Raw genomic sequence first — 19,812 nt, 5'->3', positions numbered from 1 at the left:
CCCCAACCTATCTGGCTGCTACTCCACGTTGAACAGATACCCACTCCAGGCCACTCTGATGCCCCCCGGTAGTGGAAGCACTACGGAGAGGAGCGGCCATGTCCGGGAAGAACGTAGCCACGAAACGCCAGACCCACCAACTCCGCGTCGGTGACCTGGTGTACGACACCAGCGCGGGAACCCTTGGGGTGCTCATGGACACGGGCACGGACGCGGGAGATGGCCCCTACTCCCTCCGCCCTCCTCGTGGCGGCATCGAATGGACCGCCTCGCGGAAGAACGTTCGCCCGGCGACCGTCGCGGACCAACTCCGGCCCGCTCTCACCGAGGTGAACGCCCGCAGCAGCGGAAGCTGGTACTGAAATCGTCCGCCTCCTGAATACCCGGCCACTTTCGTATCGCGGGTTCATCATGCGGGGCGGCGCAAGGGCCCGGCCGGGCGTGGAAGAACCATGGCCGGACGGGCCAATCCGAACCCCGTCCCTGCCGGACGCAACCGAAACGGGCCTCCCCCGTACCGATTCGGAAACCCGGCAGGGGCGGTCCCATCCCGTTCGGTGGCTGACCTGGCGGTCGGCAGCCGGACGGGTCCAAAGGAAGCACCAGGAAAGGAAATTCAGTGATCAGCATCATTGCCGCCAGTGCCAGTGGCGGAGACGGACTGCCCGGCGAGCCCGCACCCCCGCCGCCCCCGCCGACCCCGGACGGCGGCCCCGGCGTTCCCAACCCGCCGAAGTCGTGAGGTAGTCACCAACGTGACCGCCAACGCACACCAGGAGCGCCCCAGCCATGCGGAGCTGGGGCGCGTCCTCATGTCCGGGGGTGCGCTTTCCTCGGACTGGGCACCCTCGTTCGCCGCTGTCCCCCGTGCCTCATTCCTGCCGGATCACATCTGGCCTTTCGACATGGAGACGGGGCAGAGCGTTCCCGTTTCCCGCTCGGCAGATCCGGAACGCTGGTACGGATACACGGACTCGGACGTTCCCGTTGTCACGCAGTGGGACGACGGCAAACACACCGGTACCGAGCCGGGTGAGGTGTCGACATCGTCGGCCTCCATGCCGTCCGTCGTCTTCCGGATGCTCAGCGATCTGGACGTACGGGCCGGGCACCGGGTCCTCGAAATCGGCACGGGTACCGGATGGAACGCGGCCCTGCTGGCGCACCGGCTGCGGACCGAGAACGTTGTCACGGTGGAAGTGGACGCCGTTGTCGCGGCGGAAGCCCGGACAACGCTGAACTGCTTCGGGCTTCCCGTTCAGGTCATCAACCGCGACGGACTCAAGGGCTACCCGGAAGGAGGGCCGTACGACCGGATCATTGCCACCTGCGGATTCCGGTCCATTCCGTTCGCGTGGGTTGAACAGAGCCGGCCGGGCGGGATCATTGTGGCTCCTTGGGGGACCCACTACGGCAATGTAGACGCCGCCGCCCGGCTGGTGGTCGCACGCGACGGAGAGAGCGCCACCGGACCGTTCACCGGCCCTTTGGAGTTCATGAAAGCGCGAGCCCAACGCCTTTCGTCCGTCGTGCACGCCGACTACGTCGTCGACGAAGCCACCGACCGCGATAAGTCATCGACATCGCTCACCGAAAGCGCGCTGCTGGGGGAAGACAGATTCAGCCCCCAGCGGTTCGCCATCGGACTCCGCGTACGGGATTGCGTGCACGTCGTCGCCGACAAGCGCGACGGAACACGGCCCGTGTGGTTCTACGGACTCACCGACCGGTCCTGGGCATGCGTGGCATTCCGCGACGACAGCGGCACGGCGTCGGTGTGGCAGTCCGGCTCGCGGCGACTGTGGGAGGAGATCGAATCGGCCTACGCGTGGTGGGAGCACAACCGCAAGCCGGGACTTGAACGATTCGGGCTCAGGGTCTCGGTCGACGGCCAGCGCGCCTGGCTGGACGATCCGGCGGACTCCTGGGAGGTCTGAGCGAGGCCCCGCGCGTCCCGGTCGGCCCCGTCTGTCTGCTGCCCCTGTGGCAGATGGGCGGGGCTACTCGTCCCCTTGGTCGACCTCGGCGGACTGTGCCATGACGTACGTTCCCCGGCTCGGCACGGTATAGACGAGTCCGCTTTCCCGGAGCACCGCGAGGGCCGACCGGACCGTGTTCCGGGCCACGCCGTACCGCTCGACCAGTTCCTTCTCCGAGGGGACGGGGTGGCCCGGGGGCAGTTCGCCCCGCTCGATCTCTCCGGCCAGGTCGGCGGCAATCTGCCGATACGGGGGCTCCGGCGCCCTCGGGTCAATCTCACGCGCTGCCATGCGCCGAAGCGTAGACAACACGCCACGGCACCGCGCTGCCTAGTCAGGGTTGAACGTACCTAGACAGGGCTATACCGGTTGGCCTACCGTCAAACAGGAAAGCGCCCCGACAGACCGCGTAGGACCGGTCCATCGGGGCTCGCCAAGACAGCTTGCAAAGGAGCTGACCGACGTATGTGTGATCGTATCGTTCGGGCCCTCGTATGGGTGCTGACTGTTCTTCCGTTGACGCGGCGTACCAGGCCCGGACGGCACACCGCCGAGTACCTCGCCCAGCACCGGGCTCCCGCGCCCCTGGTCATCTGCACCGCACGCACCCCCGTCCCCGCACACGTCCTCGCCCGGAGCATCCCCACACCGTGGGGACACCGCATCGGACCATGGCTGCTCGCCAAGGAAGCCACCGACCGACAGCGGCAGCGCTGCGTGTCCGCAGTCGCGGCGACCCTGGGCTACGACGTCCCGTTCCCCTTCGACGGCGCGAACGTGGCACGGGTCGGGGTACCCGCATGACCCGCGACGCACTCACCAGCGAACTCCCTGCCGAGTCCGGCGCGACCTGCTGCATCTGCCACCGCTGGACCCTCGCACCCCTCCCCGTACGCCACATCGAACGCGCCAGCGGACCCCCCGTAACCCTCTACGCCTGCCCCACACACGCACAGACCCTCACCCCCGCCCCCGACCCGGGAGAGCTGGAACCGGACACATAGCCCCGCGCAGACAGCGAAAGCGCCCCCGCTCAGGCAGGGGCGCTTTCGGCGGGCCATGGTCAGGCCCAGGACTTGGTGAAGTCCAGCTCGGCGTTGCGCTCGGTCAGGGAGTACCAGTTGCCGTTGTCGTCGCGGAAGATCGCCTCGATGCCGTACGGGCGCTCCTGCGGCTCCTGCACGAACTCGACGCCCTTCGACGTGAAGCTCTCGTAGTCCCCTCGGCAGTCGTCGGTGCGGAACGCGCCCGCGCCGAGGACGCCCTTGCTGATGAGGGTCTTGAGGGCCTGGGCGGATTCGGGGTCGGTGGTGTTGTCGGGGCTCATGAGGGCCAGCTCGACCTCGGGCTGGTCCTTGGCGCCGACGGTGATCCAGCGCATGTCGCCCATGGAGAGGTCGCTGCGGACCTCGAAGCCGAGCTTGTCCGTGAAGAACGTCTTGGTGCGCTCCTGGTCGAGCGTCCAGACGGTGGAGATGCCAAGGCCCTTGATCATGATGTGCTCCCGGTGACGAGGGGTGGTCGATGTCCTGCCACCGTAGGCAGCGACCCGGTCAGCGGGCTTCTTCAGAATTGCTCGGCCGGGCGCTGTCGCTCGAACCGGCGTCTGCTCCCGCAGGCGGGGAGCTGCCCGGGAGCCCCCCGGGGAAGCCGCCCGCCCACAGCAGCGCATAGCACCCCGGTATCAGCGCCGCCCCCTGTTTGACGTGCCGGGCGCGGTACTCGCTCGGGGTCAGCCCGGTCTGCTTCTTGAAGCGGGTCGAGAAGGTGCCGAGGCTGCTGAAGCCGACGAGGGTGCAGATCTCGGTCACGGAGAGATCGGCCGTACGGAGCATCTCCTCGGCGCGCTCGATACGGCGGTGGGACAGATACTGGCCGGGCGTCCGCCCGTACGCCGCCTTGAACGCGCGGACGAAGTGGAAGCGCGAGTATCCGGCGTGCGCGGCGACCGCGTCCAGGTCGAGCGGCTCGGCCCAGTCGCGGTCCATGGCGTCCTTGGCCCGGCGCAGCTGCCGCAGCCGGGCGAAGTGCGCACTGGTCAACGGGTGCACATCCACGATGCTGACACGCCCCACTGACAATCGCCCGCGCCGACGGCCACCGGCCAGTGACCTGCGGGCTCCTGCCGGAGGGCCCACCGGCAGCGGCCCCCACCGGCAGGAGTCACCGGGCAGGGGCCACACCGGCCGTCACGGCGGTCACCAGCCATCACTGGCGGTCACGACTCTCAGATGGTGATGCCCTCGGAGCGCAGGTGGAGGACCGGGTTCACCGCGCTGCCGTAGTTCGGGGTCGTCCGGATCTCGAAGTGCAGGTGGGGGCCGCTGGAGTTTCCGGTGTTGCCGGACAGGGCGATCTTCTGGCCGCCCTTGACCTGCTGGCCGATCTTCACATTCACCTGGGAGAGGTGGGCGTACTGCGAGTAGGTGTTGCCGTCGTGCTTGACGACGACGGCGTTGCCGTACGCGGGGCCGTCACCGGCACCGTTCGGTCCGGCCTTCACGACCGTGCCGGGGCCGACGGACTTGACCGTGGTGCCGGTCGGGACGGCGAAGTCCTGGCCGGAGTGCTTGCTGGCCCACATGTTGCCGCCCGTGCCGTAGGTGGCGCTCAGGACGTACTGGCTGACCGGCTTGGACCAGGCCGAAGCCTTCTTGGCGACGACCGGCTTGGCCTTGGCGGCCTTCTTGACAGCGGCCTTCTTCGCGGCGGCCTTCTTCGCGGCGGCGGCCTTCGCGGCCGTGGCCTTGGCCTTGGCCTTGGCCTTGGCCGCAGCGGCGGACTGTGCCTCGGCCTGGGCGGCTATGACGCTCGCGGTGCTGGTGGCGACGGGCGTGGCGGTCGCCGTCCCGCTCTCGGCGGCGAAGGCGACACCCGTGCCCAGCGCCGTCGACACCCCGAGGCCGGCGGCCAGGACGGCGGAGCGGGTACGGAGAGCGGACGGGCGGGGGCGGCGGGAAGCGGCGCGCTGCATACGGGGGTCCTCCGGGCAAAAAGGGAACCCGGCGCGGGGACAGCGCCGGGGCGTGGTGCCACCCCTTGGTAGCCGAAGCCCCCAGTTCGCCTCAAACACCCCATCTACGACATTACGTCGTAGCAGAACCGCCAGAAATGAGCCTCTTGACAGCTTCTGGCCATGATCAGATGTTTCGCCGGAAAGTAAAGTAAATCTTGGTCGAGAATGGGGTTTAACCGCATGTGCCCCCCTGGGGGATCCGGCACCCGACCCTGATCGATCACCCTTCGGCGCCGCCGGGACCAAGGTCCCGACCCGGACATTTCCCCAGGGTGGCCCAGGGACCCGAACAGTGCTCCTACAACGACTAGTAGGGCTGTTCGGGCCTGTGTGCCTTGTCACCAGGCCGGGCCCCGCGATGTGGCCCGCACCACTAACCTCAGGGCTGACGAGGGGCCGGCGAGGGGGCCGGCGAGGGACAGCGGAGGGGCTGACACATGGGGGTACCGGCCAGGGAGAGCAGTCCTGCGGCAAGGGTGGTCGTGGTGCAGGGCCGACGCCAGGGCACCGGGGTGCTTCTCAGCCCGAGATACGTCCTGACCTGCGCACATATCGTGGCGCAGGGGCGCGTGACCCAGATCGTCCACCCGGAGACGGGACGGATCGTGCCGTGTGAGGTGCTCTGGGCGGGCGACACCAGCCGGACGGACGCCGCCCTGCTGCGGGCCCACTCCGATGTGGCCGCCCCGCTCGGCCGCCTCCGCTGGGCCAGGCTGAGCAGGGACGACGCACTGCCCGGCTGCCAGACCCTGGGGTTCTCCGGCCACCAGCGGTACGACGGGAGCCGGCTCGACTTCGGCCAGTACACCGGCACGGTGCTGCCGGTCGCGGGCCGTATCCGCGGAGTGCTCACCTTCCATCTGGACCACTCCCCCGGCGGCGTGGGGCCGGGCAACCGGTCACCCCTCGCCGGGCTCTCGGGCTCCCCGGTCTTCGCGGGGCCCGTCCTGCTGGGCATCGTGTCGAACGTGCGGGAAACGGACGGCCACCAGCATCTGGAAGCCGTGTCGGTGGAAGCGCTCGAACTGCCCCTGCGCGCCACGCTGCTCGGCCGGGACGGCGGCCGGGAGATCCTGCCGCCGCTGGAGCCGCTCTCCGGTATGCATCCGCAGGACGGCGCGTACGAGCAGCGGTACGCGAGCGCGCTCAAGGCCCAGTACCGCAAGACGGAGATCTTCGGCATCGACGAGCTGGGGGTCAGCGAGGCGAGCTGGGACCTGGACACGGCGTATGTGAGCCTTCAGGCCACCGGTCCGGACGCCGACGACCGCAGTGACTACGGCGGCAGTGACTACGGCGGCAGCGTCGGCGGCAGCGGCAGCGGCGTGGACTCTCCGCCACGGCGGGTCGAGGATCTACTCGGCCGCAGCCGACGCATCCTGCTGCGCGGCGAGGCGGGCGCGGGCAAGACGACCCTGGTGTGGTGGCTGGCCGCGCACGCGGCGTGCGGCACCCTCCCCACCGGTCTTGACGAGCTGAACGGGCTGATCCCGTTCGTCGTCCCCCTGCGCGGCCTGCGGAGCAGAGGGCGCGGCTTCCCCGGCCCCGACGAGCTGGCGCGGATCGCCGAACTGCCCGTCGGCCACGCGCCCGACGGCTGGGCCGAACGCGTCCTGGAGTCCGGCCGCGCCCTCATCCTGGTCGACGGTCTGGACGAACTGCCCCAGGCCGACCGGCCCAAGGCCCGCGCCTGGCTGACGAGCCTGCTGCGCGGCCACGGCAACAGCCGCGCTCTCGCCACCGTGCGGCCCGGCGCGGTGGAGTCGGACTGGCTGGCCACGGAGGGTTTCACCGAACTGCTGCTGCTGCCGATGAACGACGACGACATCGGCGCGTTCGTCACCGCCTGGCACCGGGCGGCCCGGCTGGAGTTCGCGGCGCTCGCCGACCCCGTACGCAACGAGGCAGAAGCGCAGCGGCTGCGCTTCCTGGAGCACAAGCTGAGCCAGGAGTTCACCCGCAACCGCGTCCTGCGCGACCTCGCCCGTACACCGCTGCTCTGTGCCGTCATCTGCGCGCTGCACCGCAAGCGGGTGAGCAGACTGCCGGACACCCGCTGGGAGCTGTACCGCGCCACGCTCGACATGCTGCTCGGCAAGCGGGACACCCAGCGCGGTATCGACGCGCCCGACGGCCTGACCATCAGCACGGAGGAGCACAAACTGCTGCTCCAGCACATCGCCGTATGGCTGGTGCGCGGCGGTCAGACCCAGCTCACCCCCGAGCAGGCCATCACCCAGATCGAGAAGGCCGTACGGGGCATGCCCCAGATCCGCGCGCAGGGAAGCCCCGCGCGGATCCTCACCCATCTGCTCAACCGCAGCGGACTGCTCCAGCAGCGCGGCGAGCACACCGTGCAGTTCATCCACCGGACGTTCCAGGACTATCTGGCGGCCAAGGAGTTCGCCGAGACCGACAGTGTGGACGAACTCGTGAAGAACGCGGACGACGAGCAGTGGCAGGACGTCGTCCGGCTCTCGGTCGGGCACTTCAACCGGGGCCAGGTGAGCACCCTGATCGCCCGGCTCATCGAACGGGCCGATGTCGTTGGCCCGGAGTACGACACCCTGCATCTGCTGGCCGGGCAGTGCGCCGGGTCCTCCGTCTATGTCGACGAGGACGTACGGGCCAAGCTGGAACGGCGGATCAGGGACCTCCTCCCGGCGACGGACGCCGACGCGATCCACCAGGTGGCCACCCTGGGCCCGTATGTACTGCCGCTGCTGCCCGGCCCGTCGGGCGAGGAGTTCGCCGATCTGTCCGTCATCGAGACGATCGCGCAGGTCGGCGACGAGTCGGGCATCGACCGGCTGGTGGAGTTCGGGGACAGCGCCAACATCGCCGTACGCAGGGCGCTCGTCGCGCTGTGGCGGACGTTCCCGGTGGAGAGATACGCCGAGGAGGTGCTGTCCCGGTCGTGGCTGAACGATTTCACCGTACGGCTCCACACCGCCGCGCAGCTCCGGCAGCTGCACCGGTTGCCGCAGGTCACCTCACTGGCCCTGCACGACGACCACACATCCGGCGAACTCGACGCCCTGCTGCCGTCCACCGGGCTCACCGGGTTGTCTCTGCACAACAACGCGAAGGTCACCACCCTCGGGTTCGTCGCGAACCGCCCCTCGATCAGCCGGCTGACGCTGCGGGGCTGTCCCGGGGTGACCTCGTTCGAGGAGTTGTCCGGCCGGGCGCTGGAGTGGCTGAGCCTGGGTTCCCGGCTGCTCGCGCTGCGCGGACCGCGTCCCCGGGTGCACACTCTGCAACTGGGGGGCAGCGCCGCCCGTATCCAGTACGAGGACCTCGTCCGGTGGGACAGCGTCGAGGCGCTCGACATCCTGGCCGGCCGCTTCCCCTCCCTCGTCGTCGCCGCCCGGCACATGCCGTCCGTGCGCCGACTGAGCGTCGCCGAGCTGGGCACGCACGAACTGGACAGGGCGTACCCGCTGCCCAACGTCACGGAACTCGTGCTGGACAGTGTCCGCAGGGACCTCGACATGGCCGTGCTCGCCCGCGTCTTCCCGTCCCTGCGGCGGCTGTCGCTCGGCTTCGGCGGGGCCGGGGAGTACCACCTGGACCTCAGGCCGCTGAAGGATCTGCCCGAGCTGACGGTCGATGTACGGCACCTGGCGCGGACCGTGCTCCGGCTGACCGGCGGTGAGCACTTCGAGGGCCGCCTCACCACAGGATCACCCGACTGACCGACGCGCCCCCTCCTGACTCCCCCGGGGCTCCGCCCAGGATCAGCTTCTCCCCTTCTCCCCGGGACTCCGCCCAGGATCAGCTTCTCCCCGGGGCTCCGCCCAGGTTCACCCGACTGACCGACGCGCCCCCTTCTCCCCCGGCGTTCCGTCCAGGATCCTCCAGACATGGCCACCCCCTCGACGCGCCCCCGCGCGCTCACCTCCCGCGCGCTCACCCCCCTCACCTTCACCCCCCTCGCCCTCACCCTCACCGCCCTGGTCACCGCCGCCGCCCTCACCTGGAGCGCCCCCGCCGGAGCCGGATCGTCCGCCACCGGGCTCAAGAAGGCCGTGGACACGATCCTCACCGACCCCCGGCTGGACGGCGGTGCGGTGAGTGTGGTGATCGCGGACGCCACCACCGGTGAACGGCTCTATCAGCGGGACGGCGGCGACCGGTTAGCGCCCGCGTCCAACACCAAGCTCGTCACCTCCGCCGCCGCGATGGCCCTCCTCGGCCCCGACCACCGCTTCACCACCGATGTGCTCTCCCCCGCCGCCCGCGACGGCGCCACGCTGAAGGGCGACCTCTATCTGCGCGGCGGCGGCGACCCCACCACCCTCCCGAAGGACTACGACAAGCTGGCCGCCGATGTCGCAGCGACCGGGGTCAGAAAGGTCACCGGCCGGCTGATCGCCGACGACACCCGGTTCGACACCCACCGGCTGGGCCGCGCCTGGGCGGCCGATGACGAGTCGTCGTACTACTCGGCCCAGATCTCACCGCTGACCGTTGCTCCCGACACGGACTACGACTCCGGCACGGTCGTCGTCGAGGCCCGCCCCGGCGCGAAGGCGGGCGAGCGGCCCAAGGTGACGGTGACTCCGGCGACCGGGTACGTACGGATCGACAACACCGGAACCACCGTCGCCGCCGGCGGGACCGACACGCTCTCCGTCGAACGGCGGCACGGCGGCAACACGATCTCCGTCAGCGGCGCCATCCCCCTCGGCGCGAGCGCGACCAAGGAGTGGGTGACCGTCTGGGAGCCCACCGGCTACGCCGCCGCCGTCTTCTCCGACGCGCTCGCCCGCCACGGCGTGGAGATCACGGGCGGCACCCCGAGGCTGGGCCGCGCCACCCCCGCCACCGCGCGCCAACTCGCCACGCACCGCTCCATGCCACTGCGGGAGCTGATCCTGCCGTTCATGAAGCTGTCGAACAACATGCACGCCGAGACGCTGACCAAGGAGATGGGGTACGAGGCGTCCGGGCGCGGCACCTGGAGCGCGGGGCTCGCGGCCATCGACGCGCAACTGCGGAAGGAGGGCGTCACCACGAGCACGCTGCGGCAGGTCGACGGCTCGGGCCTGTCCCGGATGAACCTCTTCCCGGCCGAGCAGCTCGCGACGCTGATGCTGTCGGTGCGGGACGCCCCCTGGTACGCGGACTGGCACGCCTCCCTCCCGGTCGCCTGCGCCAAGGACCGCGCGGTCGGCGGCACCCTGCGCACCCGGATGTGCGACACCCCCGCCGCACTCAACGCCCGTGCGAAGACCGGTTCCCTGACGGGCGCGTCGGCTCTGACGGGATACGTCAAGGACGCCACCGGCCGGGAACTCGTCTTCAGCATCGTCCTCAACCAGTATCTGGCGTCGTCGGTGAAGAGCGTCGAGGACGCGATCGTGGTGACCCTGGCGCGTTCGGACACCACGGCCGGTGAGATCACACCCGTCACACCACAGCGCACCCGCACCACGGATATCCCCGCCGACCTCGAATGTTCCTGGCGGAAGCCGCAGTTCTGCTGAACGCCTCACGGCCCGGACGGTACGTCGGTACGGTCCGGGCCATGAGCGACGCCAACCCCTCTCCCGGCCCCGACATCGAACTCGCCGACGCCATCGAGTCCGTCCGCGAACAGCTCATCGAGGCCGCGACCCGGGCTCCCGGCCGCCCCCTGCTCTTCGAAGTGGGCGACATCGAGATGGAGTTCACGATCGAGCTGCGGAAGGAGGAGGGCCTGGGCGCCAAGGTGAAAGCCTGGGTACTGGAGGCCGGCGCCGACGCCAAACGCAGCACCGGCCGTACGCACCGGGTGGCGTTCACCCTCAAGCCGGTGGACCCGCGCACGGGCGGCGGCTGGCTGGTCGGCAACGAGGACGCGGGGGATACGAGCGGGTTCGGCGCGGACGCCTTCGGCGACACCGGGTCGCGTGCGGAGTCGCCTGCGGTGCCGCACGCCGAGCCCGTTCCGGGGCCGCGTCACGAACCACACCCGGGACGGCGCCCGGGCCCCCGTCACGTACCGCGCCCGGAACCTCGGTGAGCCGAATCTCCGCCGTGCCCCTGCGCCGTGGCGGGGCCGTGGCGGTCATCGGCTCCCTCCAGGGCAGCGGTGCGGTCCTCAGCCCCACCATGGTGCTGACCTGTGCCCATGTGGTCGGCTCGGCCCAGAGTCCGCAGGTCGCGGTGCCGGGGCTCGCGAGACAGGTGCACTGCCGGGTCGTCTGGTCGGACGCCCGGCTCGACGCCGCTCTACTGGAGTGCCCCGAGGGACTGTTTCCGGGCTCGACGCTCCTCCTGGCCCGGCCGAGGAACGCGGGGCCGCTCGTCCGGATGAGCCGGGTGGCGACGGACCGCCCGCTCCGCGACTGTGTGATCACCGGCTTCCCGGAGATCCAGCGGTACGACGGCCGCAAGCTCGAAGCCGACCAGTACACCGGGACCGTACTGCCGCTCGCGGGTCTGATGCGCCGGACGATGGTCTACGAGTTCGACCGGCCCCCCGCCGCCGAACGCACCGACGGCACCTCACCGCTGGCCGGGCTCTCCGGAGCGCCCGTGTACGCGGGCGAGACGCTGCTGGGCATCGTCAGGGAGATTCCCCGCGGCCGGAACCACCTCAGGGCGGAGTGCGTACCGATCGAGCAGGTGGCCTCCCAGCCCGTGCTGCGGGAGTGGTTCGGTGGACAGCCGGGGCAGCACGACCGGTCGCCCCTGCTGGAGCGCCTCACCCGGTCCGCCCCCGACGACGCCTGGTACGAGGAGGAGTACGCGGAAGCGCTCGGCGCCATGTACCGCAAGACCAGGATCTTCGGTCTTGACGAACTGAGCCGACGGGACTCGGAGTGGGATCTCGACACCGCGTATCTGAGCCTGGAGGCCCGGCCGCGCAAGTCCCACGACGACTCCTCCGACGACTCCCCCGCGTACACCGAGACCGCCCCGAGGCGTATCGAGGATCTGCTCGCCTCCCGCCGCCGGGTCCTGCTGCGCGGTGACGCCGGTGCCGGGAAGACCACTCTGGTGTGGTGGCTGGCCGCCCATGCCGCCGCCGGCACCCTTGATGAACGGCTCTCCGCGCTCAACGGCAAGGTCCCCTTCGTCGTCCCGCTGCGGAGTCTGCGCGCCCAGGGCGCGGGCTTTCCCGCTCCGGCCCGGCTCCCGGCCGTATCGCGGCTGGTGGTGGACGAGGCGCCGGCCGGCTGGGCGGGCCGGGTGCTGGAGTCGGGGCGGGCGCTGCTGCTGGTCGACGGCCTCGACGAGGTGCCGCACGACGACCGGGAGGAGGCGCACCGCTGGCTGTCCGGCCTGCTCGCCCGCTTCCCCCGGACGCGGTGCCTGGTGACCGTACGGCCCCTCGCCGTCACCCCCGACTGGCTCGACTCCGAGGACTTCGAGGAGCTGAGTCTGCTCCCCATGCGCGACGGGGACATCCGGGCGTTCACCGCCGCCTGGCACACGGCGGCCCGGCTGGACGGCGGCGACCAGGACACCCTGCGCGAACTGGAACGCGATCTGACCCAGCAGTTCACCCAGAACGCCTCTCTCCGGGACCTCGCCCGCACCCCGCTGCTGTGCGCGGTGATCTGCGCCCTGCACCGGCTGCGGCAGGGCTTCCTGCCCGAGACCCGTTGGGCGCTCTACCGCTCGGCGCTGGAGATGCTGCTCGGGGAGCGCGACCGCCGCCGCCGGGTCGACGCACCCGACGGCATCACCCTGAGCGTCGAGGAGACCCAGCAACTGCTCCAGCGGATCGCGGTCTGGCTGGCCCGGGGCGGTCAGAGCGAGTTCAGCCGCGAACAGGCGCTACGCCAGCTCACCCGGGCCCTGTCCGGGATGCCCCGGGTCCGGGAGCAGGGCTCCCCCGAGGAGATCCTCGTCCACCTCCTCAACCGGAGCGGTCTCCTTCAGGAGCGGGCCGACGATGTCTTCCAGTTCACCCATCGCACCTTTCAGGACTACCTCGCGGCCAAGGAGTTCATCGAGGGCGACCATCTGCACGAGCTGCTGCGGCACTGCCCCGATGAGCAGTGGCACGACATCCTGCTGCTGGCGGCGGGCCACTGCTCACGGCGTGAACTCCCCCTGCTGGTCCACGGCCTGCTGGACACCGGGGCATCGCTGGGCAGCCGGGGCGGACGCCGCCGTACGCCCCTGTATGTGCTGGCGGCGCTGTGCGCCCAGCACGCGGCCTGGCTCGACTCCGCCACCCACGGCCGGGTGGAGGCGGCGGTCAAAGACAGCCTGCTGCCCGGCACCACGCGCGGCGAGCGCGAGCAACTGGCCCGGCTGGGCCCCTATCTGCTGCCGCTGCTGCCGGAGCCGGCGGATCTGGAGCTCAACACCCTGGAACAGTTGGCGGAGCTGGTCGGCATGATCGGCGGAGCCGCGGCCATCCCCTACGCCCGGCGACTGGCGCGGATCTCGGATGCGGACAACCGTCTGGGCTTCCGGCTCGGCCGGAACTGGCTGAAGCATCCGGTGGCGGAGTACGCCCGGGAGGTCCTCGCCCATGCCGATCTCTGCGGCAATTCCCTGCTCGTCATCACCCGGGAGCAGCTGGCCTGTCTGCCCCTGCTGCCGCATGCCCGCCATGTCGACTTCGCCGGAGACTTCGTCTCGGAGGACCTCGCGCCTTGTCTGGCCAAGGGCACATTCCGCGCGATCGCGATCGGGAGCAACCACAGCCTCACCGACCTCTCCGTGCTGCGCTCCTGCGGTGCGCGGCTCACCTCGCTGACGATCTACGATTGTCCGGCGCTGAGGGGCCTCGATCCGCTCGCCGAGCTGGAGCGCCTGGAGGACCTTCTCGTGATCGGCAGGCCGCTCTCCACGGCCGATCTGGAGGTCCTCGCCCGTATCCCCAGGCTGAGGATGCTGAGCATCGGCTGGCCGCCGGGGCAAATGGACCGCCCCATCGATCTGTCCTCGCTCCACTCGGTGTCCGGGCTGACCATCATCGTTCACGACGCATCTCCCGAGCACTTCACCGGCCGGGCGGCCTTCGGCGACCGCCTCCGCTTCGAGGCCCAGGACCGCTAGCGGACACGACGCTGCCCCGGACCCGTACGTCTCCGTACGAGTCCGGGGCAGCCCCTTGTCCTGCGTGCCCTGTCGGCTCTGTCGAGCCTCGGGGGCCTACGCCTCCTTCGAGAGGTTCGGTCCGGCGCCGCCGGCCGCCTGCTCGATCGGCGGGACGTCGGGCAGTGCCGACTTCTCCTCGCCGCGGAAGGTGAACTTCTTCTCCTCGCCCTCGCCCTCGCTGTCCACGACCACGATGTGACCGGGGCGCAGCTCACCGAAGAGGATCTTCTCGGAGAGGATGTCCTCGATCTCCCGCTGGATCGTCCGGCGCAGCGGCCGGGCGCCCAGGACCGGGTCGTAGCCCTTCTTCGCGAGGAGCGCCTTGGCGGAGGGGCTCAGCTCCAGGCCCATGTCACGGTCCTTGAGGCGCTCGTCCACCTTGGCGACCATGAGGTCGACAATCTGGATGATGTCTTCCTCGGTGAGCTGGTGGAAGACGACCGTGTCGTCCACGCGGTTGAGGAACTCGGGCCGGAAGTGCTGCTTCAGCTCTTCGTTGACCTTGGTCTTCATCCGCTCGTAGTTCGACTTGACGTCGCCCTGTGCGGCGAAGCCCAGGTTGAATCCCTTGGAGATGTCCCGGGTCCCGAGGTTGGTCGTCATGATGATGACCGTGTTCTTGAAGTCCACGACCCGGCCCTGGGAGTCGGTCAGCCGACCGTCCTCCAGGATCTGGAGAAGGGAATTGAAGATATCGGGGTGGGCCTTCTCGACCTCGTCGAAGAGGACGACGGAGAACGGCTTCCGGCGCACCTTCTCGGTGAGCTGGCCACCCTCTTCGTATCCCACGTATCCGGGGGGCGAACCGAAGAGCCGGGAAACCGTGTGCTTCTCGCTGAACTCCGACATGTCGAGGGAGATCAGGGCGTCCTCGTCACCGAAGAGGAATTCGGCGAGCGTCTTGGACAGCTCGGTCTTACCGACACCGGACGGACCGGCGAAGATGAACGAGCCACCGGGGCGCTTCGGGTCCTTCAGACCCGCTCGCGTACGGCGAATGGCCTGGGAGAGCGCCTTGATGGCGTCCTTCTGGCCGATGACGCGCTTGTGCAGCTCGTCTTCCATACGCAGCAGCCGGGAGGACTCCTCCTCGGTCAGCTTGAAGACGGGAATGCCGGTCGCCGTGGCGAGGACTTCGGCGATCAGCTCGCCGTCGACCTCGGCGACGACATCCATGTCGCCCGCCTTCCATTCCTTCTCGCGCTTGGCCTTCGCGGCGAGCAGCTGCTTCTCCTTGTCGCGGAGGGAGGCCGCCTTCTCGAAGTCCTGGGAGTCGATCGCCGACTCCTTGTCGCGGCGCACGCCCGCGATCTTCTCGTCGAACTCGCGCAGGTCCGGCGGCGCGGTCATCCGGCGGATACGCATCCGGGAGCCGGCTTCGTCGATCAGGTCGATCGCCTTGTCCGGCAGGAAGCGGTCCGAGATGTACCGGTCGGCCAGGGTCGCGGCCTGGACGAGGGCCTCGTCCGTGATGGAGACGCGGTGGTGGGCCTCGTAGCGGTCGCGCAGGCCCTTGAGGATCTCGATGGTGTGCGGCAGCGAGGGCTCCGCGACCTGGATCGGCTGGAAGCGGCGCTCCAGGGCCGCGTCCTTCTCCAGGTGCTTGCGGTACTCGTCCAGCGTGGTGGCGCCGATGGTCTGCAGCTCACCCCGGGCGAGCATCGGCTTGAGGATGCTGGCCGCGTCGATCGCGCCCTCGGCTGCACCCGCGCCGACGAGCGTGTGCAGCTCGTCGATGAACAGGATGATGTCGCCTCGGGTGCGGATCTCCTTGAGAACCTTCTTCAGGCGCTCCTCGAAGTCACCGCGGTAGCGGGAGCCGGCGACCAGGGCGCCGAGGTCCAGGGTGTAGAGGTGCTTGTCCTTGAGGGTCTCGGGCACCTCGCCCTTGACGATGGCCTGGGCCAGGCCCTCGACGACCGCCGTCTTGCCGACGCCGGGCTCGCCGATGAGCACGGGGTTGTTCTTGGTGCGGCGGGACAGCACCTGCATGACCCGCTCGATCTCCTTCTCGCGCCCGATGACCGGGTCGAGCTTGGACTCACGGGCGGCCTGGGTGAGATTGCGGCCGAACTGGTCCAGGACGAGCGAGGTCGAGGGCGTGCCCTCGGCGGGGCCGCCCGCGGTGGCGGCCTCCTTGCCTCCCGAATATCCGGAGAGCAGCTGGATGACCTGCTGCCGCACCCGGTTCAGGTCGGCGCCCAGCTTCACGAGGACCTGGGCGGCGACGCCCTCGCCCTCGCGGATCAGGCCGAGCAGGATGTGCTCCGTGCCGATGTAATTGTGGCCCAGCTGAAGAGCCTCGCGGAGCGACAGCTCCAGGACCTTCTTGGCACGGGGGGTGAAGGGGATGTGCCCGGACGGGGCCTGCTGGCCCTGGCCGATGATCTCCTCCACCTGCTGGCGGACCGCCTCGAGCGAAATCCCGAGGCTCTCCAGGGCCTTAGCGGCGACACCCTCACCCTCATGGATAAGGCCCAGGAGGATGTGCTCGGTGCCGATGTAGTTGTGGTTGAGCATCCGGGCTTCTTCCTGAGCCAGGACGACAACCCGCCGCGCGCGGTCGGTGAACCTCTCGAACATCGTTAATCGCTCCTCAGAGCGGTCAGGCAGTAAGGGGTCGGTCCCCTCCCTGTCCTTCCGCAGCTTAGTCCCGCAAGCGGGGACCGCTCATTCCAACTGCCGACACCCGTCTGTGGCCTCCTGACCGCTGAACGCCGACAACTGCTCCAACCCGATGGTGCGAGACGATGTTCCCGCAGGCCAGGCAGTTACCCTCACCATCACTACGCCGATGGCGAACGCTGAGCCCTTCCGCGAGCGTGTCGCCCCTCCCCACTAGGGATGTCTTACCCGTAACTACTGACAGTCCATGCGGCGTGCGTGGGTTCCCTCCGCTACGGGCGAACAACCTTGCGCCCTTGAATGCGCCCGAACACCCCCGAATAGGACACCCCGTGCGATCGCCCGTCCACTCTGCGTAACCCTCACGGGTGCCGGGGAGTTCCCGGGGGTATGGCCGTCACCGTCCCGATTCCCCGTTCGCCCGCCGATGACGTCACGGACGCCGTCCCGCGCACGGCGGCACAGCCGACCCCGCGAGCGCGGTGTGCCCAGCGGGCGCCCGGGGCTCGGGGAGCGCATGCGTATCAGTGGGCCCACTGGTACGAGAACGCGCTCGGCTGGGCGGTCGCCGACGGCCCGCCGGTACGGCTGCTCACCGGGCTGCGCTTCGATGTGCTGGAGCTGCCCGCCGACGCCGGGGCCGCCGTACTGCGGCGTCCTGACCTGACCGGACCCGTGGCCCTGGCGGGACGGCGGATGCGGCTGCTGGTGGCCGCGGGGAGCGCCGATGAGCTGCCGGGGCTGCTCGACTGGCTGGAGTGGGGCGGGATCGCCCTCGATCTGACCGCCATCGGCGCGGGCGGGCGGATCACCGCCCCGCCGCCCCCCGGCCGGACCGGGGAGGCCGGCTCGCGGGAGGCCGCCGTCTGGCTGCGGCCCCCCGTGCCGGGGCGCGAGGTGGAGCCGACGCTCCCCGCCCTGGCGCCGTTCGGGCGCGGCGCGGGAGCGGGCCGGGTCAGCGGCCCCGATCTCGTACGACTCCTGGACACCGTGGCGACGGAGTGCCACCGGGCCCGTTTGCTGCGTACGAATGCGCGTACGAGTGCAGGTGCGAACCCGTACCAATACGCAGCGTGTGAATAGCTCGGCCGATTAAGAGTCCGCAGCTCAGCCGTTGGCCTTCTCGTACGCCTCACGGACCGTGGCCGGGACTCGGCCGCGGTCGTTGACCTCGTATCCGTTCGCCTTGGCCCACGCACGGATTTCCGCGGTGTCCTTGTTGCCGCCTGCCGCCGCGCGCCCCTTGCCCCGCCCGGAAGCCGCCCGGCCGCCGGTCCGCCGGCCACTCTTGGCGTACGGCTCCAGCAGTCCGCGGAGCTTGTCCGCATTGGCAGTGGTGAGGTCGATCTCGTAGGTCTTGCCGTCCAGCGCGAACGTCACCGTCTCGTCCGCCTCGCCGCCGTCGAGGTCATCGACAAGAAGGACCTGAACCTTCTGTGCCACCGGATTTCCTTTCATCGAAAATGCAGTACGCGGAAAGGAAACCGCTTTTCCTTGAAAAACACAAACCCTTGGCAGAGGTTCAGAACCTCAAGAACACGGGAAACATGCGCGATTCGGACATAGGGCTCCGGCCCCGGTTCGGGGTCCAGCGGCGTCTGTGGTCATGGCCCTACGTACCTCTGGCCGTGCCTCTAGTCCTGCCTCTAGCGGTGCCTCTAGTCCTGTCTCTAGTCCTGCTCCGGTCCTGCCTCTACGGGTGATCACAGGTGCAGAAGCATCCGGCTGTTGCCCAAGGTGTTCGGCTTCACTCGTTCGAGCCCGAGGAACTCGGCGACACCCTCGTCATAGGAACGCAGCAGCTCGGTGTAGACATCTCCGTCGACCGGCGTCTCACCGATCTCGACGAAGCCGTGCTTCACGAAGAAGTCGACTTCGAAGGTGAGGCAGAAAACCCGGCGGACCCCCAGCCAGCGTGCTGTGTGCAACAGTTTGTCGAGCACCTGGTGGCCGATCCCGGAGCCCTTGAAGTGGGGGTCGACGGCGAGTGTGCGCACTTCCGCGAGGTCTTCCCACATGACGTGCAGCGCACCGCAGCCGACAACCGTACCGTCCTCGTCCCGTTCGGCCACCCAGAACTCCTGGATGGCTTCGTAAAGCGTGACCGTCGCTTTGTCGAGCAGGATGCCTTCACTCACGTACGGATCGACGAGTCGGCGGACCGCGGACACATCCCCGGTCCTGGCCCGTCTGACAGTGATGGCATTTGCTGCGGCATAAGGCATACGCCTGACGCTATCGCTCGGGGTGCGCCCCGTCGTCGGCGGGCCGCTCGTCGCCCGCCGCCCCGTTCCGATCGGTCCCGCCCGTAGCCGCCTCTTCCTGAGGGGGTTCCTGTACGGCTTCCTGAGCGGTTTCCTGAGCGGGCTCGTCCGGAACCTGAACGGAGTCGTCCTGGACGAGCCGCACGGCCGCCTGGAGGGACTCACGCTGCTCGGGCGACATCATGCCGAAGAAGGCGACCAGCGCGGCGGCGGGGTTGTCGCTGTGCGACCATGCCTCGTTCATCAGTGCGGCCGAGTACGCGGCCCGTGTGGAGACCGCCGTATATCGGTAGGCCCGCCCCTCGACTTCCCTGCGGACCCAGCCCTTCTGATGGAGATTGTCCATGACGGTCATGACGGTCGTGTAGGCGATGGAGCGTTCCTGCTGAAGGTCTTCCAGGACTTCCCGGACCGTGACCGGGCGGTTCCATTGCCAGACCCGGGTCATGACGGCGTCTTCCAGATCTCCCAATTGACGGGGCACATTCTCACCATAGTGGGAGAAGTCCTAATTCATGGGTAATGACGTAACAAAAAGGACGTACGGTGACCGAGAGATCTTCCGTACGTCCTTGCGATGTTCTGCGGTGTCCTGCGGTGTCGTCGCGAGGCTCTGCGATGTCCTCGCGATGCCCTGTGAGGCCCTTGCGCGCGGGCCGGTGGTGCGGGTTGTCAGTCGTCCCTGCCCGGCTGGCGGGCCGCTTCCGCGCGGGCGATCGCGGCGTCCACGATCGCGTCCTCCTTGGCCTTGTTCGGGCCGCCCTGACTCTTGACGATCGTCACGATCAGGGCGATGAAGAAGGCCGCCATCACGACGGGCGGCACGAGGGCGGATACGTAGTCCATGGGCCCAGGGTAGCCAAGGGCCGCCCTGCGG

The 19,812-nt window shown here is 69.4% G+C and carries 19 protein-coding genes; 10 read left to right on the top strand and 9 right to left on the bottom strand.

All coding sequences use genetic code 11. From position 1 onward, the window contains the following. Positions 1-98: 98 nt before the first annotated feature. From ACWF94_RS05125 to ACWF94_RS05115, 3 genes are all read left to right on the top strand, one after another. Positions 99-362 (top strand): hypothetical protein, encoded by a 264-nt coding sequence (locus ACWF94_RS05125; protein ID WP_453484808.1) that lies wholly within the window; start codon positions 99-101, stop codon positions 360-362. Positions 363-619: 257 nt separating this feature from the next. After that, on the top strand, positions 620-742 hold the full coding sequence (locus ACWF94_RS05120; RefSeq protein WP_453484806.1) for a hypothetical protein: 123 nt from the start codon (positions 620-622) through the stop codon (positions 740-742). A gap of 13 nt (positions 743-755) precedes the next feature. Next, positions 756-1,937: a methyltransferase domain-containing protein gene (locus ACWF94_RS05115; RefSeq protein WP_453484804.1), complete on the top strand. Its 1,182-nt coding sequence runs from the start codon at positions 756-758 to the stop codon at positions 1,935-1,937. A 63-nt stretch (positions 1,938-2,000) separates the two neighbouring features. Here the strand turns inward: ACWF94_RS05115 and ACWF94_RS05110 are convergent, their stop codons facing one another. Beyond that, positions 2,001-2,270, bottom strand: a complete 270-nt coding sequence (locus tag ACWF94_RS05110; protein WP_453484803.1) for a GntR family transcriptional regulator — start codon at positions 2,268-2,270, stop codon at positions 2,001-2,003. A 174-nt stretch (positions 2,271-2,444) separates the two neighbouring features. On the opposite strand from ACWF94_RS05110, the gene ACWF94_RS05105 reads away from it, so the two are divergent. Next, positions 2,445-2,783 (top strand): hypothetical protein, encoded by a 339-nt coding sequence (locus tag ACWF94_RS05105; protein ID WP_453484802.1) that lies wholly within the window; start codon positions 2,445-2,447, stop codon positions 2,781-2,783. Further along, positions 2,780-2,983 (top strand): hypothetical protein, encoded by a 204-nt coding sequence (locus ACWF94_RS05100; protein WP_453484800.1) that lies wholly within the window; start codon positions 2,780-2,782, stop codon positions 2,981-2,983. The genes ACWF94_RS05105 and ACWF94_RS05100 overlap by 4 nt, the downstream gene beginning before the upstream one ends. Before the next feature lie 59 nt (positions 2,984-3,042). On the opposite strand, the gene ACWF94_RS05095 is transcribed toward ACWF94_RS05100, so the two are convergent. The 3 genes from ACWF94_RS05095 to ACWF94_RS05085 all read right to left on the bottom strand — a co-directional run bounded on the left by ACWF94_RS05095 (position 3,043) and on the right by ACWF94_RS05085 (position 4,953). Further along, positions 3,043-3,474 carry a VOC family protein gene (locus ACWF94_RS05095; RefSeq protein ID WP_453484798.1) on the bottom strand — a complete coding sequence of 144 codons (432 nt, stop codon included), beginning with the start codon at positions 3,472-3,474 and terminating at the stop codon, positions 3,043-3,045. Between the two features lie 58 nt (positions 3,475-3,532). Continuing rightward, complete coding sequence (locus ACWF94_RS05090) at positions 3,533-3,967, bottom strand: helix-turn-helix transcriptional regulator (protein WP_453484828.1); 435 nt, start codon at positions 3,965-3,967, stop codon at positions 3,533-3,535. A 239-nt stretch (positions 3,968-4,206) separates the two neighbouring features. Beyond that, on the bottom strand, positions 4,207-4,953 hold the full coding sequence (locus ACWF94_RS05085; RefSeq protein WP_453484796.1) for a M23 family metallopeptidase: 747 nt from the start codon (positions 4,951-4,953) through the stop codon (positions 4,207-4,209). A gap of 479 nt (positions 4,954-5,432) precedes the next feature. Between ACWF94_RS05085 and ACWF94_RS05080 the strand changes: the two genes are divergently transcribed. The 4 genes from ACWF94_RS05080 to ACWF94_RS05065 all read left to right on the top strand — a co-directional run bounded on the left by ACWF94_RS05080 (position 5,433) and on the right by ACWF94_RS05065 (position 14,004). Then, positions 5,433-8,693, top strand: coding sequence for an NACHT domain-containing protein (locus tag ACWF94_RS05080; protein WP_453484794.1), 3,261 nt, complete (start codon positions 5,433-5,435; stop codon positions 8,691-8,693). 168 nt (positions 8,694-8,861) lie between these two features. After that, positions 8,862-10,487, top strand: coding sequence for a D-alanyl-D-alanine carboxypeptidase/D-alanyl-D-alanine endopeptidase (gene dacB / locus ACWF94_RS05075; protein ID WP_453484792.1), 1,626 nt, complete (start codon positions 8,862-8,864; stop codon positions 10,485-10,487). A 41-nt stretch (positions 10,488-10,528) separates the two neighbouring features. After that, positions 10,529-11,005, top strand: a complete 477-nt coding sequence (locus ACWF94_RS05070) for a trypco2 family protein (RefSeq protein WP_453484790.1) — start codon at positions 10,529-10,531, stop codon at positions 11,003-11,005. After that, the gene (locus tag ACWF94_RS05065) at positions 11,002-14,004 is read left to right on the top strand and encodes an NACHT domain-containing protein (RefSeq protein WP_453484788.1); all 3,003 of its coding nucleotides are present in this window, start codon (positions 11,002-11,004) and stop codon (positions 14,002-14,004) included. Before ACWF94_RS05070 ends, ACWF94_RS05065 begins: the two co-directional genes overlap by 4 nt. A 96-nt stretch (positions 14,005-14,100) precedes the next feature. Here ACWF94_RS05065 and ACWF94_RS05060 read toward each other — a convergent pair whose 3' ends face one another. Then, entirely contained in the window at positions 14,101-16,629 is a 2,529-nt protein-coding gene (locus ACWF94_RS05060; RefSeq protein WP_453484787.1) for an ATP-dependent Clp protease ATP-binding subunit, read from the bottom strand. Positions 16,630-17,061: 432 nt separating this feature from the next. On the opposite strand from ACWF94_RS05060, the gene ACWF94_RS05055 reads away from it, so the two are divergent. Further along, positions 17,062-17,754 (top strand): SCO3374 family protein, encoded by a 693-nt coding sequence (locus tag ACWF94_RS05055; RefSeq protein WP_453484785.1) that lies wholly within the window; start codon positions 17,062-17,064, stop codon positions 17,752-17,754. 24 nt (positions 17,755-17,778) lie between these two features. Here ACWF94_RS05055 and ACWF94_RS05050 read toward each other — a convergent pair whose 3' ends face one another. From ACWF94_RS05050 to ACWF94_RS05035, 4 genes are all read right to left on the bottom strand, one after another. Beyond that, positions 17,779-18,114 carry an Lsr2 family protein gene (locus ACWF94_RS05050; protein ID WP_323372048.1) on the bottom strand — a complete coding sequence of 112 codons (336 nt, stop codon included), beginning with the start codon at positions 18,112-18,114 and terminating at the stop codon, positions 17,779-17,781. 260 nt (positions 18,115-18,374) lie between these two features. Continuing rightward, positions 18,375-18,896 (bottom strand): amino-acid N-acetyltransferase, encoded by a 522-nt coding sequence (locus ACWF94_RS05045; RefSeq protein ID WP_453484784.1) that lies wholly within the window; start codon positions 18,894-18,896, stop codon positions 18,375-18,377. A 10-nt stretch (positions 18,897-18,906) separates the two neighbouring features. Then, positions 18,907-19,419, bottom strand: a complete 513-nt coding sequence (locus ACWF94_RS05040) for a BlaI/MecI/CopY family transcriptional regulator (protein ID WP_453484782.1) — start codon at positions 19,417-19,419, stop codon at positions 18,907-18,909. 188 nt (positions 19,420-19,607) lie between these two features. Next, the gene (locus ACWF94_RS05035) at positions 19,608-19,781 is read right to left on the bottom strand and encodes a hypothetical protein (protein WP_453484781.1); all 174 of its coding nucleotides are present in this window, start codon (positions 19,779-19,781) and stop codon (positions 19,608-19,610) included. Positions 19,782-19,812: the final 31 nt, after the last annotated feature.

This window comes from Streptomyces sp. NPDC055078 (assembly GCF_053607985.1).
This window is presented reverse-complemented; position numbering and strand designations above follow the sequence as displayed.

Excerpts from the sequence above, each read along its gene's own strand:
- dacB (WP_453484792.1), top strand. The coding sequence starts at position 8,862 with ATGGCCACCCCCTCGACGCGCCCCCGCGCGCTCACCTCCCGCGCGCTC.
- ACWF94_RS05035 (WP_453484781.1), bottom strand. The coding sequence starts at position 19,781 with ATGGACTACGTATCCGCCCTCGTGCCGCCCGTCGTGATGGCGGCCTTC.
- ACWF94_RS05045 (WP_453484784.1), bottom strand. The coding sequence starts at position 18,896 with ATGCCTTATGCCGCAGCAAATGCCATCACTGTCAGACGGGCCAGGACC.
- ACWF94_RS05095 (WP_453484798.1), bottom strand. The coding sequence starts at position 3,474 with ATGATCAAGGGCCTTGGCATCTCCACCGTCTGGACGCTCGACCAGGAG.
- ACWF94_RS05090 (WP_453484828.1), bottom strand. The coding sequence starts at position 3,967 with ATGGACCGCGACTGGGCCGAGCCGCTCGACCTGGACGCGGTCGCCGCG.
- ACWF94_RS05125 (WP_453484808.1), top strand. The coding sequence starts at position 99 with ATGTCCGGGAAGAACGTAGCCACGAAACGCCAGACCCACCAACTCCGC.
- ACWF94_RS05070 (WP_453484790.1), top strand. The coding sequence starts at position 10,529 with ATGAGCGACGCCAACCCCTCTCCCGGCCCCGACATCGAACTCGCCGAC.
- ACWF94_RS05105 (WP_453484802.1), top strand. The coding sequence starts at position 2,445 with ATGTGTGATCGTATCGTTCGGGCCCTCGTATGGGTGCTGACTGTTCTT.
- ACWF94_RS05085 (WP_453484796.1), bottom strand. The coding sequence starts at position 4,953 with ATGCAGCGCGCCGCTTCCCGCCGCCCCCGCCCGTCCGCTCTCCGTACC.
- ACWF94_RS05100 (WP_453484800.1), top strand. The coding sequence starts at position 2,780 with ATGACCCGCGACGCACTCACCAGCGAACTCCCTGCCGAGTCCGGCGCG.
- ACWF94_RS05110 (WP_453484803.1), bottom strand. The coding sequence starts at position 2,270 with ATGGCAGCGCGTGAGATTGACCCGAGGGCGCCGGAGCCCCCGTATCGG.
- ACWF94_RS05060 (WP_453484787.1), bottom strand. The coding sequence starts at position 16,629 with ATGTTCGAGAGGTTCACCGACCGCGCGCGGCGGGTTGTCGTCCTGGCT.
- ACWF94_RS05080 (WP_453484794.1), top strand. The coding sequence starts at position 5,433 with ATGGGGGTACCGGCCAGGGAGAGCAGTCCTGCGGCAAGGGTGGTCGTG.
- ACWF94_RS05055 (WP_453484785.1), top strand. The coding sequence starts at position 17,062 with ATGGCCGTCACCGTCCCGATTCCCCGTTCGCCCGCCGATGACGTCACG.